This is a genomic window from Pseudomonas viridiflava (assembly GCF_003702045.1).
Lineage (GTDB): Bacteria > Pseudomonadota > Gammaproteobacteria > Pseudomonadales > Pseudomonadaceae > Aquipseudomonas > Aquipseudomonas viridiflava_C.
The window spans coordinates 178,632-192,653 of sequence record NZ_RBTP01000069.1 but is presented as its reverse complement, the minus strand read 5'-3'; the positions used below and the strand labels follow the sequence as shown (position 1 = coordinate 192,653).

Annotated in this window: 13 protein-coding genes and 1 pseudogene; 2 read left to right on the top strand and 12 right to left on the bottom strand. The window is 59.9% G+C overall.

Annotated features, from left to right (window positions below; genetic code table 11):
* Positions 1-45: 45 nt before the first annotated feature.
* From ALP40_RS21615 to ALP40_RS21605, 3 genes are all read right to left on the bottom strand, one after another.
* A complete protein-coding gene (locus ALP40_RS21615; protein ID WP_122210206.1) occupies positions 46-1,698 on the bottom strand; it encodes a Na/Pi cotransporter family protein in 1,653 nt (550 codons plus the stop codon).
* Between the two features lie 223 nt (positions 1,699-1,921).
* Positions 1,922-2,674: a TerC family protein gene (locus tag ALP40_RS21610; RefSeq protein WP_122210205.1), complete on the bottom strand. Its 753-nt coding sequence runs from the start codon at positions 2,672-2,674 to the stop codon at positions 1,922-1,924.
* Positions 2,675-2,746: 72 nt separating this feature from the next.
* Complete coding sequence (locus ALP40_RS21605; protein WP_122210204.1) at positions 2,747-4,054, bottom strand: CitMHS family transporter; 1,308 nt, start codon at positions 4,052-4,054, stop codon at positions 2,747-2,749.
* A gap of 300 nt (positions 4,055-4,354) precedes the next feature.
* Here ALP40_RS21605 and ALP40_RS21600 point away from each other — a divergent pair, with 300 nt between their 5' ends.
* Positions 4,355-4,756 (top strand): GFA family protein, encoded by a 402-nt coding sequence (locus tag ALP40_RS21600; protein WP_122210203.1) that lies wholly within the window; start codon positions 4,355-4,357, stop codon positions 4,754-4,756.
* Positions 4,757-4,956: 200 nt separating this feature from the next.
* Here the strand turns inward: ALP40_RS21600 and ALP40_RS21595 are convergent, their stop codons facing one another.
* From ALP40_RS21595 to ALP40_RS26245, 7 genes and pseudogenes are all read right to left on the bottom strand, one after another.
* Positions 4,957-6,354 (bottom strand): aminoacyl-tRNA deacylase and HDOD domain-containing protein, encoded by a 1,398-nt coding sequence (locus ALP40_RS21595; RefSeq protein WP_122210202.1) that lies wholly within the window; start codon positions 6,352-6,354, stop codon positions 4,957-4,959.
* An 85-nt stretch (positions 6,355-6,439) separates the two neighbouring features.
* The gene (recG, locus tag ALP40_RS21590; protein WP_122210201.1) at positions 6,440-8,515 is read right to left on the bottom strand and encodes an ATP-dependent DNA helicase RecG; all 2,076 of its coding nucleotides are present in this window, start codon (positions 8,513-8,515) and stop codon (positions 6,440-6,442) included.
* Positions 8,516-8,526: 11 nt separating this feature from the next.
* Positions 8,527-9,450, bottom strand: a complete 924-nt coding sequence (locus tag ALP40_RS21585) for a hydrogen peroxide-inducible genes activator (protein WP_122210200.1) — start codon at positions 9,448-9,450, stop codon at positions 8,527-8,529.
* Between the two features lie 92 nt (positions 9,451-9,542).
* Positions 9,543-10,295, bottom strand: coding sequence for an energy transducer TonB (locus ALP40_RS21580; RefSeq protein WP_025993178.1), 753 nt, complete (start codon positions 10,293-10,295; stop codon positions 9,543-9,545).
* Positions 10,292-10,717 (bottom strand): TonB system transport protein ExbD, encoded by a 426-nt coding sequence (exbD, locus tag ALP40_RS21575; protein ID WP_057408104.1) that lies wholly within the window; start codon positions 10,715-10,717, stop codon positions 10,292-10,294. The genes ALP40_RS21580 and exbD overlap by 4 nt, the downstream gene beginning before the upstream one ends.
* A 3-nt stretch (positions 10,718-10,720) precedes the next feature.
* A complete protein-coding gene (gene exbB / locus ALP40_RS21570) occupies positions 10,721-11,428 on the bottom strand; it encodes a tonB-system energizer ExbB (protein WP_409077536.1) in 708 nt (235 codons plus the stop codon).
* A 140-nt stretch (positions 11,429-11,568) separates the two neighbouring features.
* Positions 11,569-11,716, bottom strand: a pseudogene (locus ALP40_RS26245) (tonB-system energizer ExbB); the annotation flags it as partial.
* 209 nt (positions 11,717-11,925) lie between these two features.
* Here ALP40_RS26245 and ALP40_RS21565 point away from each other — a divergent pair.
* Positions 11,926-12,783, top strand: a complete 858-nt coding sequence (locus tag ALP40_RS21565; protein WP_122210198.1) for an NAD-dependent epimerase/dehydratase family protein — start codon at positions 11,926-11,928, stop codon at positions 12,781-12,783.
* 63 nt (positions 12,784-12,846) lie between these two features.
* Here the strand turns inward: ALP40_RS21565 and ALP40_RS21560 are convergent, their stop codons facing one another.
* Both ALP40_RS21560 and ALP40_RS21555 read right to left on the bottom strand, forming a co-directional pair.
* On the bottom strand, positions 12,847-13,584 hold the full coding sequence (locus ALP40_RS21560; protein ID WP_122210197.1) for a hypothetical protein: 738 nt from the start codon (positions 13,582-13,584) through the stop codon (positions 12,847-12,849).
* A 54-nt stretch (positions 13,585-13,638) separates the two neighbouring features.
* Complete coding sequence (locus ALP40_RS21555) at positions 13,639-14,019, bottom strand: RidA family protein (RefSeq protein ID WP_122210196.1); 381 nt, start codon at positions 14,017-14,019, stop codon at positions 13,639-13,641.
* Between the last annotated feature and the right edge of the window lie 3 nt (positions 14,020-14,022).

Sequence of the window (14,022 nt, the reverse complement as noted above, 5' to 3'; positions counted from 1 at the left end):
CTTGCGGGCCGGTATGTCTAACAGACTTCGAAGCCCCCCTTACGTTCACAGCGATTGTTCCGGTGCGCTCTCGCTCGGCAGTGCGCCGGTGTCGGAGGTTTCCAGCACGGCGTAGGCGCTGCTGCAGAACAACGAATTCAAACGCTTCATGTCGGCGATCAGCTCCAGGTGCAACGAACTGGTTTCGATGCTCTGCACGACTTTACGTTGCAGGCGGCTCACGTGGGCGTGTGCCAGCCGACGTTCCTGAGCCCGGAAGCGGCGTTTCTCGCGCAACAGCTGGCGTGCGCTCTCCTCATCGCCCGTGAGAAACACTGACAGCCCCAGACGCAGATTGGACTGCAACTGAATCTGCAGATCGGCCAGCTCCTCAAGCCCGACTTCCGAGAATGAGCGGCGTTGCGAGGTCTTCTGCTGCTGGATCTTGCGCAGCATTCGCTCAATGAGCCCGGCGGCCAGCTCCAGATTGATCGTCAGCTCGATAATCTCTGCCCAGCGGCGATTATCGTGTTCGCCCAGCTCTTCACGTGGCATCTGCGCCAGGTACAGCTTGATGGCGTTGTAAAGTGCCTCGACGTCGTCATTGAGACGGCGCACTTCTTGGGTCACCGCGGTTTGTGTGCCGCGCAGCACCGCCAGCATCGAGCCGAGCATGCTTTCGATCAGGTCCCCCATGCGCAGGGTTTCACGCACGGCGTTGGCCAGCGCGAGCGTGGGGGTTGCCAATGCCGTCAGGTCCAGATGGCGTGGCTTGGCCAGGCCGCCCACTTCGTTCTGCTGCGGCAGTAACGCGGTACACAGTCGAGCCATCGGCCCGACAGTGGGCAGCATGATCAGGCAGCGCGCAGTGTTGTAGATCAGGTGAAAACCGATGACCAGCTCCTGAGGGCTGAAGCCCAGGGTGTCGATCCAGGCGACCAGTGGATCAAGCACCGGAATGATCAACAACAAGCCCAGAAGCTTGTACAGCAGGCTCCCCAGCGCGACCTGCCGGCCCGCCACGTTCTGCATACTGGTGCTGAGGAACGCCAGCAGGCCACTGCCGATGTTGGCGCCGATGACCAGACCGATCGCCACAGGCAGGCCAATGATTTCCGCACCTGCCAATGTGGCGGTCAGCAGAACCGCTGCAAGACTGGAATACGAGATCAGGGCAAACATTGCGCCGACCAGCGCATCCAGCAACAGATCACCCGTCAGTGACGCGAACAGCACCTTGACCCCGGCAGCCTGGGTGATCGGTGCAGCCGCTTCGACGATCAGTTGCAGCGCCAGCACGATCAACCCGAGCCCGATGCCCACACGGCCCAGTTGCCCGGCACGCGTCTGTTTGCGCGACAGAAAGAACACCACGCCAAGAAAGATCAGCAACGGCGACAGCCAGGACAGATCAAAGGTGAGGACGCGAGACATCAGTGCCGTGCCGACGTCGGCACCTAGCATGATCACCAGTGCAGGCGTCAGCGTCATCAGGCCTTGGCCCACGAAGGAGGTCACCAGCATGGCCGTGGCGTTGCTGCTCTGGACCATCGCGGTCACGAGAATGCCTGCGATGAACGCGAGCGGACGTTTGGACATGTTCTGGCTGAGCACACGACGCAGTTGAGCGCCGTAAACGCGAAGAATGCCAGTGCGCACGATATGCGTGCCCCAGATCAGCAGGGCCACAGCGGATAGCAAATCGAGCAGGGTCAGCATACTAAGAGCCCCCTGAGGTTTGCCTGTTCAGGCGTGGATTGAAAGATGCAGCGTGTAGCGAGCGGGAAAGAGAGAGGTAGCGCTCTACTAAGCTTTAGTCGGCCCGAGGCCTTGCCGCAAGCATCGCACACGCTTGGTTTCATTGAAATAAAAGTGTCATAAATCACCCCCTCATGGACCGCTCCCCACGCAGGTTGGCGCCCAGTGCGGGTTTCGCATCCGGTCAGTCCCTGTCAGTTGAGGTCTTTATTTGCTGCTTACGGGACGCCCTTGCCATGCGCATCCTGATGTTGATGGTTTCCACCGTCAGCGAGAAAGCCATCGCGAAGTACACATAACCCTTGGGTACGTGCACGTCGAACGCGTCCGCAATCAAGACTGTACCGACCAGTATCAGAAAGGACAGCGCGAGCATTTTCAGGGACGGATGACGGTTGATGAAGTCACTGATGGCGCCTGCACACAGCATCATCACCAGCACCGCCGTCACGATGGCCGCAATCATGACCGGGATATCGGAAACCATGCCCACCGCGGTAATCACCGAATCCAGCGAAAAAACGATATCGAGAATCGCGATCTGCACGATGGTGTAGAAGAATTGCCCACTGCCGCCCTTGGGTTCTTCGGCGTGCTCCTCTTCGCCTTCCAGGCCGTGATAAATCTCCTGCGAGCTTTTCCAGAGCAGAAACAGACCGCCGCAGAGCAGAATCAGATCCCGCCCGGAAAACCCTTTACCCATGATCGTGAACAGATCACTGGTCAGGCGCATGACCCACGTGATGGAGAGCAACAGCATGATCCGTGTCAGCATCGCCAGCGCCAGCCCGACGATACGGGTGCGCGGTTGCATGGCCTTCGGCATATGGCCGACCAGGATGGAGATCATGATGATGTTGTCGATGCCCAGAACGATTTCCAGGGCGGTCAGGGTAAAGAATGCAACCCAGATCTCGGGATTGGTCAGCCATTCCATTGGGGTGTCCTCAAACGTGAAAAAGCCCGCCATCAACCCTAAGGTCGATGGCGGGCCTGTAACAGCCTGAAGTTATAGACTGCTGTAGAGCGGGAAAATGCCCATGACCAGCGCGGCGATCAGGATGCACATGCACACCAGGATGGCCCATTTCAGGGTGAAGCGCTGGTGATCGCCGAACTCGATACCGGCCAGCGCAACCAGCAGGTAAGTCGACGGCACCAGCGGGCTGAGCAGGTGAACCGGCTGGCCGACGATGGAGGCGCGAGCCATTTCCACCGGGCTGATGCCGTAGTGGGAAGCGGCTTCGGACAGCACCGGCAGTACGCCGTAGTAGAACGCGTCGTTGGACATGAAGAAGGTGAACGGCATGCTCACCAGCGCGGTGATGACCGCCAGGTAAGGGCCCAGTGCGTCAGGAATCACGGCCAGCAGGCTCTTGGACATGGCGTCGACCATGCCGGTGCCCGACAGAATGCCGGTGAAAATACCTGCGGCGAAAATCAGACCGACCACCGCCAGAACGCTACCGGCGTGGGCCGACACACGATCTTTCTGATCCTGCAGGTTCGGGTAGTTAATGATCATCGCGATACTGAACGCGATCATGAACAGCACCGGCAGCGGCAGCAGGCCCATGATCAGCGCAACCATCAGCGCCAGGGTCAGGCCGCCGTTGAACCAGATCAGTTTCGGGCGACGTGCATCCGGAAATTGCGAAACGCTGATTTCGCTGTGATCGACTTCGTCGCCTTGCAGGTGCAGTTCACCCAGACGGGCACGTTCGCGTTTGCCGTAGAAATAGGCAATCGCCAGGATCGCCACCACACCGGCCAGCATCGCCGGGATCATCGGTACGAAAATGTCCGAGGCATCGACATGCAGTGCGCTGGCGGCACGAGCGGTCGGACCGCCCCACGGCGTCATGTTCATCACGCCGCCTGCCAGAATGATCAGGCCTGCCATGATGCGAGGGCTCATGCCGACACGGCTGTACAGCGGCAGCATGGCCGCCACGCAGATCATGTAGGTGGTAGCGCCGTCACCGTCCAGCGAAACCACCAGCGCCAGCACCGCAGTGCCGACCGAGATGCGCATCGGATCGCCCTTTACCATTTTCAGGATCTTGCGCACGGCCGGGTCGAACAGGCCGGAGTCGATCATCAGCGCGAAGTAGAGAATGGCGAACATCAGCATCACGCCGGTCGGTGCCAGCTTGGTGATACCGGCCAGCATCATGGGGCCGATCTGCGACGCGAAACCGCCGAACAGGGCGAAGATGATCGGAACCAGAATCAGCGCGATCAGTGCGGTCAGTCGCTTGCTCATGATCAGGTACATGAACGCAATGACCATGGCAAAGCCAAGGAAAGTCAGCATGGGAATACTCCAGACGTAATACGGCTACAGAACGATGGAAACGAACGAGTCAGCTCAGTAGGAGCGGTACGTGGGGAGAAGGCGCAAGGAGGGTACGGATAGGAAATTCAGCAAGCATCGCAATCACCATTATTGTTGTTAATTGGGCCTGAGAGCGTGTTGAACGTCACCCAGGCTGGCCGGTCTTTGTGCCGGAAGTGAGTCGATGCTAATTGCACAAGCTTTCACCGACCTTTCAATCAGTGTTTACGGGCATTTTATTGTCAGACGCCTATCGACGCGTAAAAGGGAGACACCGTCATGAGCCAGATCCATACCGGCGGTTGCCATTGCGGCAGCCTGCGTTACCAGTTCGATGCGCCTCTTGAGGACATCGCTCACTGCCACTGTTCCATTTGCAGGCGAACGTCCGGCGCGACGGTCATGACATGGCTCACTGTGCCTCTGACTTCATTCCAGTGGCTGGCGGGCAGCCCGTCGACTTACGACTCAGGCCCGACCTGCGTGCGCTATTTCTGCGGCAACTGCGGGGCGCACACGACGCTGTTCACGCGCAACAGCCCGCAAGAGATGGATGTGGTCATTGCTACGCTCGACCACCCGGAGCTCGCTGCGCCATCGCGGCACATTTTCATCGAAAACCGTCTGCCGTGGCTGCATCTGGACGAGCACTTGCCGGGGCGTGAAGGAGAGGCGGATTGAAATGGGGCGGATATCGACCATTCCCACGGGGAACGCTGAGTGGGAGTGGGCTTGTCCACCAAGAGCGCAGCACATCCGGTCCAGGTGCAGCGTTTCAAACAAAGCCTTCGCGGACAAGTCCGCTCCCTGCATCCGCTCCGGAGGTAACGCGGAGCGTCACGCGCCCACGCAAGGCATGGGCATGACAAGACGCTCAGGGCTTACTGGCTGAACTGGGAAGCCAGTTCGCGCAGCAGCACCTCGGCTTCCAGCACCTTTTTGACCGACTCGTTGGCTTTTTCGCGCGTCAGGCCAAGACGCTCGAACAGCTCATCCGGGATGTCCTGCTGCGGGCCCGCGCCGATGCCGTTGGCGCGCAGCAGGCGAACAGCCAGGAACACCAGGTTGGCGTAGGCGTGATGCTCGCCTGCGTAATGCGGGTCGTGCTGGAAGCGCAGCGCAGTGGCCAGTTCGTCCGGCATGTCCCAGTAGCGCATCAACCATGCACCGATCTGCTCCCGGCTGATACCGAGCAGATGGTGCTCGATGTAGCTGTGGTGCAGGTGCGGATTCACTTCCAGCTGACGGCAAATCAGCGTGAAATGCGGCGGGAACACGTGAGCGAGCAGCAAGTAGCCGAAGTTGTGCAGCAAGCCGGCCAAGTACGTCAGGCCGCCTTCAGGTCGTTTTGCGCGCGGGATGGCGCGAGTCAGGCCTTCAATGACCGCTGCGGTGTAGATCGACTGCTGCCAGTAAGGCGTGGTCTGCTGCGGCTGATCCTTGGGCAGGCTCAACGTTTTGCCTAGCGCAAGGCCCAGAGCGAGGTTGATGACCAGATCAAAGCCCAGGACACGCACGATGGCGTCTTCAACCGAGCGAATCTTGCCGGTCGAGGCATAGTAGGGCGAGGCTGCCCAACTTACGACCTGTGCGGCCAGCGCGGGATCGGTTTCGACCACGCCCGTGATGTCATCGATGGTCGCATCGGGGTCTACCCGAAGCTTGATGATCTTTTGCGCAGTCCCGGCCAGCGGCGGTATTTCCAGCGTTGCTTCCAGACGTTGCTGGATACGTCGCGCGGTAAAGTTGCTCATGGCTTTGGTGATTTCAGCCGGGTCGTCATCAGGGCGATCAAGGTTGGGATGGATCGCGCTGACAGGCTGGCCGAAGTGGGCGGCGCTGGCTTTGCTGAGCATTCCTTTGAAATCGTCGCTGCTGATTTCCAGCAACACGCCCGGTTCGCCAGACCCTACCAATAGCGAAGGCTCCTGCAGAAGGCGTTCATCATAAAGGCAGGGTGAACTGGTCAGCGCGGGCAGGCCTGGCAGCACGTGCAGGCTGTGTTTGGCCAGCATGCGCAGCAGCCGCTCGTGGGGAACAGCGGTCAATTGACGACCCGTCAGCTCGGTAATCCGGCTCAGGTCAAGCAACTGACTTTGCGGAAACAGGATGAGAAGGGCACCGACGGCATCTTCGACCAGGACGGCCTGAACCTTTCGTGCCGGTTGCAGGGTTTTGTCATCGACGACTTCGTTGTAGCTGATCGCCAACTTTTCAAGCAACTGCCGGATTACCGACGGGGCGTGATGCGAATCATCGACGTGAGCAACTTCTGTCATGGTCTTTGTCCATTTCCTACAATGACCGAAGTATAACCACCTTATTCAATTTGGGTCGCGCGTGGTTGTCAAAGCGTCGTCTGCATCACACCTGACCATACTGCTGGCCATGACGCAGCCAGCGTTCCAGCAAGGGGCTGACGTGTTGCGGCCAACGCTCAAGCAGGGCTTGGGCCGCGTCGCGAACGGCGGGTAGCAGATCAGCGTCGCGCATCAGGTCGGCGACCTTGAACTGCAGCAGGCCCGTTTGTCGGGTTCCGAGCATTTCGCCCGGGCCACGCAGCTCCAGGTCTTTTTCGGCGATGACAAACCCGTCGTTGGTTTCGCGCATGATACCCAGTCGTTGGCGTCCGATTTGCGACAGCGGCGGGTGATAGAGCAGCACGCAGTAGCTGACAGCGCTGCCGCGCCCTACACGGCCACGTAACTGGTGAAGCTGGGCAAGCCCGAGGCGCTCGGGGTTCTCGATGATCATCAGGCTGGAATTGGGCACGTCGACGCCCACTTCGATCACCGTGGTCGCTACCAACAGCTGCAGCGCGCCCTGCTTGAACTCGGCCATGATCGCGGCCTTCTCGGCGGGCTTCATCCGCCCGTGAATCAGGCCGACACGCAGCTCGCCCAAGGCGCTGCTCAACTCCTCGAACGAGGTTTCGGCAGCCTTGCAGGTCAGCTCTTCAGACTCCTCGATCAGCGTACACACCCAATACGCCTGGCGACCTTCTGCACAGGCGGCCCTGACGCGCTCGATCACTTCCACTCTGCGGCTGTCGGCGACCAGCACCGTACTGACGGGGGTACGGCCGGGCGGCAGCTCGTCGAGGATCGACGTGTCGAGGTCCGCATAGGCGCTCATGGCCAGCGTGCGGGGGATCGGGGTGGCCGTCATGATCAACTGATGCGGGCACATCAGGCCGCCGACGCCTTTCTTGCGCAGTGCCAGACGCTGCTGCACGCCGAAGCGGTGCTGTTCGTCGATGATGACCAGCGCCAGGTTCTTGAACTGCACCTCATCCTGAAACAATGCATGGGTGCCGACCACCATCGGAGTGCCGCTGGCGATTTGTTCAAGCGAGGAGACGCGAGCCTTGCCTTTGAGCTTGCCAGCCAGCCAGGCCACACCGATGCCCAGTGGCTCAAGCCAGCGCTGAAAGTTGATGTAGTGCTGTTCGGCAAGAATCTCGGTCGGTGCCATCAGCGCAACCTGATAACCGGCCTCCAGCGCTTGCAGAGCCGCCAGCGCGGCGACCACGGTCTTGCCTGAGCCCACATCGCCCTGAATCAGACGCAGCATGGGTTCAGGCTGACTGAGGTCATACGCCACTTCCTTACCGACCCGCTGCTGCGCGCCGGTGGGCGCAAAACCCAGATTGGCCAGAAATTGCTTCGGCAGCTTTCTGGCTACAGGCAGGGCGGGTGCGCGTTGCGAGCGCAGGCTTTCACGCAGGCGTTGCTGCGATAGTTGATGCGTCAGCAATTCTTCGAACGCCAGTCGATGCTGCGCCCAGTGATGCCCCAGAGCCAACTCGTCGACGTCGGCATCGGCAGGCGGGTGGTGCAGGTAACGTATCGCGTCGTCCAGCGGCGCCAACTGATAATCGCGGGCCAGTTCTTCCGGCAGCCAGTCCGGCAGACTTTTAGGGCCCAGCATCGCCAGCGTCTGCTGGCAGAGCTGGCGCAAACGCTGTTGCGTCAGGCCCTCAGTGGAAGGGTAGATCGGCGTGAGGGTCTGCTCGACGGGCGCGGGCTCGTCGCCGGTAATCGCTCGGTATTCAGGGTGATAGATTTCAAGTCCGGAAGCGCCAGGACGTGCTTCGCCAAAGCAGCGCAGTTGAGTGCCGCGCTTCATGCTTTCTTTTTGGGCGTTGCTGAAGTGGTAGAAGCGCAGGCTGACAACACCTGTGCCGTCACCCAGCCTTACCAGCAGGCTGCGACGTTTGCCCATCACCACATCGGCACCGCTGACGACGCCTTCGATCACCGCGTCCTGGCCCGGCCGCAGCGCGCCGATGGGCACGATGCGGGTTCGATCCTGATAACGCAACGGCAGATGAAACAGCACATCCTGCAGGTTTTCCAGACCGACCTTGGCCAGCTTTTCAGCCATAGCCTCGCCGACGCCCTTGAGCGCCGTGACCGAGACGTTGGAAAGCTCGCTCATCTTTTCCCCGCCTAGCTCGCTTCTGTTTTCGGACGAGCCACTGAACACAGGCGCACGGAGTCAGCGAGAATCTCGATTGCCTTGGGCCTTGGGAAGCTCGCGCGCCATGCGATAGCGACCGTTCGGAACGGCACAGGCGGTGTCAGTGGGCGTACTTCGATCACGCCGGGTGCATAGTGGTGACTGTCGACCGCCGACAACGGCAGAATCGAAATGCCCAAGCCAGACGCGACCATATGGCGAATGGTTTCCAGCGAGCTGGATTCCACGGTGGTGTGTTTGGCACCCTCGCTGCCTTTGGTCAGTGTAGGGCAGGCTTCCAGCACCTGATCACGGAAACAATGACCTTCGCCCAGCAACAGCAGGCTCTTGTCGTTGAGGGCCGAGGCATCGATGGTCTTTTTCTGCGTCCACGGGTGGCCGGCAGGCATCAGCACAGAGAACGGTTCGTCGTACAGAGGCAGAGTCAGTACGTCGGCTTCGTTGAACGGCAGCGCGATGATGACGGCGTCCAGCTCTCCGTTGCGCAGCTTGTCGCGCAGTACGTGGGTGAAGTTTTCCTCGATGTACAACGGCATCTGCGGGGCGACCCGATGCAGTTGCGGAATCAGGTGAGGAAACAGGTACGGGCCGACGGTGTAGATGGCGCCAACTTTCAGCGGCGCTGTCAGTTGATTCTTGCCGGCCTGAGCCAGTTCGCGAATACCTTGAGCCTGCTCAAGCACCTTCTGCGCCTGGGCGACGATGCCTTCGCCGACCGGGGTGAGGCGCACGGCGCTCTTGCTGCGCTCGAAAATCAGCACACCCAGTTCGTCTTCAAGCTTTTTGACACCCACCGACAGCGTAGGCTGGCTGACATGGCAGCGCTCGGCAGCGTGGCCGAAGTGCTGCTCTTGGGCGAGCGTAACGATGTAGCGCAATTCTGTAAGAGTCATAACGTGCGTCCATGAAGTTGCGGCCCCAGCATAGCGGGTGCAATCGATAGACGCACGTTATCAGAAGCACTCTTGAGTAACAAAAGTGCGATTCAGCGTTTATCCAGCGAATAAACGAACGGTGCGAGGATTTCAATAGTGCCGTTGTTCAGGATTTCCGCCGGCGGCTTGGGCAACGGCTGAGCGCGACGGATCATTTCCATCGTGGCTCTGTCCAGCGCCGGACTGCCTGAACTGCTGGCAATCTCGTAGGACGAGACATTGCCCTGTGCATCCACCACGAAGCGCAGACGGGCCACCCCTTGCATGCCGCGACGACGAGCGTCTTCAGGGTATTTCTTGTATCGGCTCAAGTGGCGCAACAACTCACCCTGCCAGCTCGGCAACGCGTTACTGGGCGGTGAGGGCGGTGCAGGCGGCGTCGGTGCAGCCGATTTCTCGGGTTTGGCCGTCGTGGGAGGTGTATCCACCGGCTTTTCTTCCGCCGGTTTTTCCACGGGCTTGGGTGGCTCAGGCTTCTTCTGCGGCTTTGGCGGCTGCGGTTTGGGCTTGGGCTTCTCGACCTTTTTCGGGACCACGATCTCCGGCTTCGGCGCTTCCACAACCTCTGGCACCTGCACCTGCTCTTCCGGTGCGGGCGGTTGAGGCGGCTGAACGACCTGAGGCGGCGGTGGCGGCGCGGGCTCCGGCAACGGCGCGAGTTCAACCATCATGGCGGCCGGAGGCAGTTCGATGGCCTGAGTGTCTGGCCAGCGAAGGGCGATGATGATCGCGACAGCGTGCACGGCCAGCACCAACAACAGACTACCGCTATAGCGCGTCAGTTTTTGGCGCGTAGTGATCATTTCTTACCAACCGTCTCAAGGCCTACCAGACCGACTTTCAGGTAACCCGCACCCCGAAGCGAGTTCATGACGTCCATCAGATCGCCGTAATCCACGCCCTTATCGGCCTGGAAGAAGATCGTGGTGTCTTTCTTGCCCTTGGTGCGCGCGTCCAGCACCTGGCCGATCTGTTCGCGGGAGACCTTCTCTTCACCCAGGTACAGGCTCTTGTCGGTCTTGACGCTGAGGAAGATCGGCTTTTCGGGCCGGGGTTGCGGCGTCGCGGTGGACGCAGGCAGATCAACCTTGATGTCCACCGTGGCCAGTGGCGCTGCGACCATAAAAATGATTAGCAGCACCAGCATGACGTCGATGAACGGCGTGACGTTGATTTCGTGGTTTTCGGCGAGATCGTCGTCGCCTTCTTTCAGATGCATGCCCAAGGTTCAGCCCACCTTGACCATGTGTGGCGATTGACTGCGGTCGGCAGCCGGCTGGTGATCCAGATCACGGCTGACCAGCAACAGCACCTGAGCCGATGCATCGGCGACCTGCGCTTTGTAACCGGCGATGGAGCGTGCGAAGACGTTGTAGATGACCACGGCAGGAATCGCGGCAACCAGACCCAGTGCGGTAGCCAGCAGAGCTTCGGCGATACCCGGTGCAACGACGGCGAGGTTGGTGGTCTGGGTCTTGGCGATGCCGATGAAGCTGTTCATGATGCCCCACACCGTACCGAACAGGCCCACGAATGGCGCGGTAGAGCCAATGGTGGCGAGGACTCCGGTGCCTGCGCTCATGTTGCGGCCACACGCAGCGACCAGACGCTCCAGGCGGAAGCTGACACGCTCCTTGATGCCTTCGCGTTCGCGGCTGTTGGTCGACAGGCGCATTTCTTCCATTGCGTCGTGGACCAGCAGGTTTGCCAGCGTGCCTTCTTTGGCGGCGGTTTCGCCTGCCTCGGAAAGCGTGCGTGCTTTCTTCAGGTTGGCGATCTCGGTGCGCAGGCGGCGCTTGGCACCCAGCAGTTCGAAACCCTTGGCGATCCAGATGGTCCAGGTGATGATCGAGGCAATGGCCAGACCGATCATGACGGCTTTTACGACCACGTCCGCGTTTTGGTACATGCCCCACGGTGACAGGTCATGGGACATGCCCAAGCTGTTGGCTTCGGTAGCCGCTTGCTCCGAACCTGAGGATTGAGCGCGCAGGTTCTCTAATTCGGTACGAATCTCCGGTGGAAGCTGGGAAATTTTTTCCTGGAACTGCTGGTCAGTGAGCGTAGTCATCGACTGCGCGTCAGGCGGCGTCGCAGGGGCCGATTGATCGGCCAGCACGACGGGCGCGAACATCAGGCTCAGGATGAGAGCCGCAATACCGCGCCATGCGCGAGGCAGGCTGAATAGCTTGGTTGGCGAAGCGATTGATTGAATACGTGTCATGCTGGCCTGACCTGGGAGAAGAAGAAGGTAAGTTGTTCCGGTCGCCGTGCGTTGCGTTCGACGTTCTTAGGGAACAAATGGGTCGCCATTATTGCAAATCGTTCTTGTTAACAAAAGTAATACTGTATCTTTTTTACATGTTGGTTCGAATGCTCGTCGTTTTTTGATGACTTAAACGGTGTCCGATCACCGTCACGTGGAGATATGCAATGTCAGCCCCATCCGTTTTGATCGCTGGTTGTGGCGATATCGGCTCCCGACTCGCCACTCGCCTGCTGGCTCATGACTGGTCCGTTCATGGGCTGCGGCGCACGGTTTCCGAGCTGCCAAAGGGTGTCTTGCCGGTACAGGGCAATCTGTTTGCGGCCGCGAAACCCGCTGACTGGCCAACTGGCCAGATCGACTATGTGGTGTATTGCGCAACGCCCTCGCAACGCGACGAAGCCGGTTATCGAGACGCTTATGTCAACGGGTTGCGCCATGTGCTTGGCTGGCTCAAAGAGCAGGGTCAGCGGCCCAAGCGTCTGTTTTTCGTGTCCAGCAGCGGCGTTTACGGTCAGCAGGAGGGCGAATGGGTCGATGAAATGTCCGTCACTGAGCCTGTCGGCTTTACCGGCACGGTCATGCTTGAGGCTGAGCAACTCGCTCTGAACAGCGGCCTTACTGCCTCGGCCGTGAGATTGACCGGTATCTATGGGCCTGGCCGCGCAGATCTGTCTAACCGCGTTCGGCAAGGCCACAGCGTCAGGATCGACCCGCCGGTTTACGCCAATCGCATTCACGCCGACGACGCAGCGGGTCTGCTGGCGCATCTGCTTGAGGCCGATGATCGGGGCGTTGCGCTGGAGAACTGCTATCTGGGCGTGGACGACGATCCGGCTGCGTTGGCCGACGTAGTCTCATGGATACGTGAATACCTGGGCGTTACCGAATGGTCTGACGATGTCAGCGTGCAGCGGGTGGGCAGCAAACGCTGCAGCAATGCGCGCGCACGGGCCTTGGGTTGGGTGCCGATGTACCCGAATTATCGGGTAGGGTACGCAGCGTTGTTGGGGCAGGGCGATTGAATAATACGCCATGAAAAAAGCGCCTCAATGAGGCGCTTTTTCGTGGGCGGGCAAACGTTTTGCTTATTGCTGTTCAAGCAACCAGCGGCGAGTACCCGGACGCAGTTCTGGCATCTGGTCGACGCCTGCGTTGTTCACGGCCTGGAAAATTTCCAGCTGCTTGCCTTTGCGGGCGAAGATCCACGGGTTGCCTTTCTCGGCCTTCTCCAGCCACATGCTGTCGTACTCACCGCTCATGGCGGCGCAATCGCCAGCCAGGCAGAGTGCGAAGCGATCGTTCTCCGGAAGGCCTTCAACGCTGCCGTCTGGCATGAACTGCACGGTGCTGCCCTGGCCGTCGCCTTCAACGATGGTCCATTTGCCGCCCATATAAGCGGCATACAACGCCTTTTCAAAGCTGCTGCCGGGCTGTGCGCCCTCAGGTACGGTGTTCTTTGGTTTTTCGAAGTGCTGCTCAGGGCCGGACTCGCTAGCTGCCTGCACCAGTTCGTCACCCTTGACGCTCAGGTCTTCGAAGAAGTTACCGTAGAAGTCGATGTGCAGCTTGCCTTCAGCGGCGCTGACGATCTTGCCTTCACCCAGCTCAAAACCATTGGAGTAAACGGCCTGATTGGTCTTGGAGTTGATCTGCCACTCCAGATTCGGGCCGTTGGCGAGCAGCGCCTGGCGCAGGTTGCCTTGTTTGACCGCAGCATCAATGGCGGTCTGGTTGATCCAGGTGCCGTCCGGGTTGCGGTCAGCGATGCTGGAGCAGCCACCGAGTACAACGGCCAGCAGCGAAATGGCGAGCGCGGAACGCATAACAGATTCCTTCCTTCAGGGAGAGCGGAGCGCAGCGCACGCTCCGCTGGGGGATTATTCGATGACGAGAATCGCGTCCATCTCGACCTGCGCGCCACGCGGCAGGGCGGCAACGCCAATAGCTGCACGCGCCGGGTAAGGCTGCGCGAAATAGGTACCCATGATCTCGTTGACCTTGGCGAAGTGGCCCAGATCGGTCAGAAAGATGTTCAGTTTGACGATGTCCTTGAACGAGCCACCAGCTGCTTCGGCGACAGACTTCAGATTTTCGAAGACCTGGATGATCTGGGCTTCGATGCCGTCCACCAGTTCCATCGTTTTCGGATCCAGAGGGATCTGGCCGGACATGTAGACGGTATTGCCAGCTTTGATTGCCTGCGAGTACGGGCCGATGGCCGCCGGGGCTTTGTCGCTGGTGATGACAGTCTTGGTCATGAA

Bases quoted from the DNA above. Each gene is read 5' to 3' on its own strand.
- ALP40_RS21615 (WP_122210206.1), bottom strand. From the start codon at position 1,698: ATGCTGACCCTGCTCGATTTGCTATCCGCTGTGGCCCTGCTGATCTGG.
- ALP40_RS21610 (WP_122210205.1), bottom strand. From the start codon at position 2,674: ATGGAATGGCTGACCAATCCCGAGATCTGGGTTGCATTCTTTACCCTG.
- ALP40_RS21605 (WP_122210204.1), bottom strand. From the start codon at position 4,054: ATGCTGACTTTCCTTGGCTTTGCCATGGTCATTGCGTTCATGTACCTG.
- ALP40_RS21600 (WP_122210203.1), top strand. From the start codon at position 4,355: ATGAGCCAGATCCATACCGGCGGTTGCCATTGCGGCAGCCTGCGTTAC.
- ALP40_RS21595 (WP_122210202.1), bottom strand. From the start codon at position 6,354: ATGACAGAAGTTGCTCACGTCGATGATTCGCATCACGCCCCGTCGGTA.
- recG (WP_122210201.1), bottom strand. From the start codon at position 8,515: ATGAGCGAGCTTTCCAACGTCTCGGTCACGGCGCTCAAGGGCGTCGGC.
- ALP40_RS21585 (WP_122210200.1), bottom strand. From the start codon at position 9,450: ATGACTCTTACAGAATTGCGCTACATCGTTACGCTCGCCCAAGAGCAG.
- ALP40_RS21580 (WP_025993178.1), bottom strand. From the start codon at position 10,295: ATGATCACTACGCGCCAAAAACTGACGCGCTATAGCGGTAGTCTGTTG.
- exbB (WP_409077536.1), bottom strand. From the start codon at position 11,428: ATGTCCCATGACCTGTCACCGTGGGGCATGTACCAAAACGCGGACGTG.
- ALP40_RS21565 (WP_122210198.1), top strand. From the start codon at position 11,926: ATGTCAGCCCCATCCGTTTTGATCGCTGGTTGTGGCGATATCGGCTCC.
- ALP40_RS21560 (WP_122210197.1), bottom strand. From the start codon at position 13,584: ATGCGTTCCGCGCTCGCCATTTCGCTGCTGGCCGTTGTACTCGGTGGC.
- ALP40_RS21555 (WP_122210196.1), bottom strand. From the start codon at position 14,019: ATGACCAAGACTGTCATCACCAGCGACAAAGCCCCGGCGGCCATCGGC.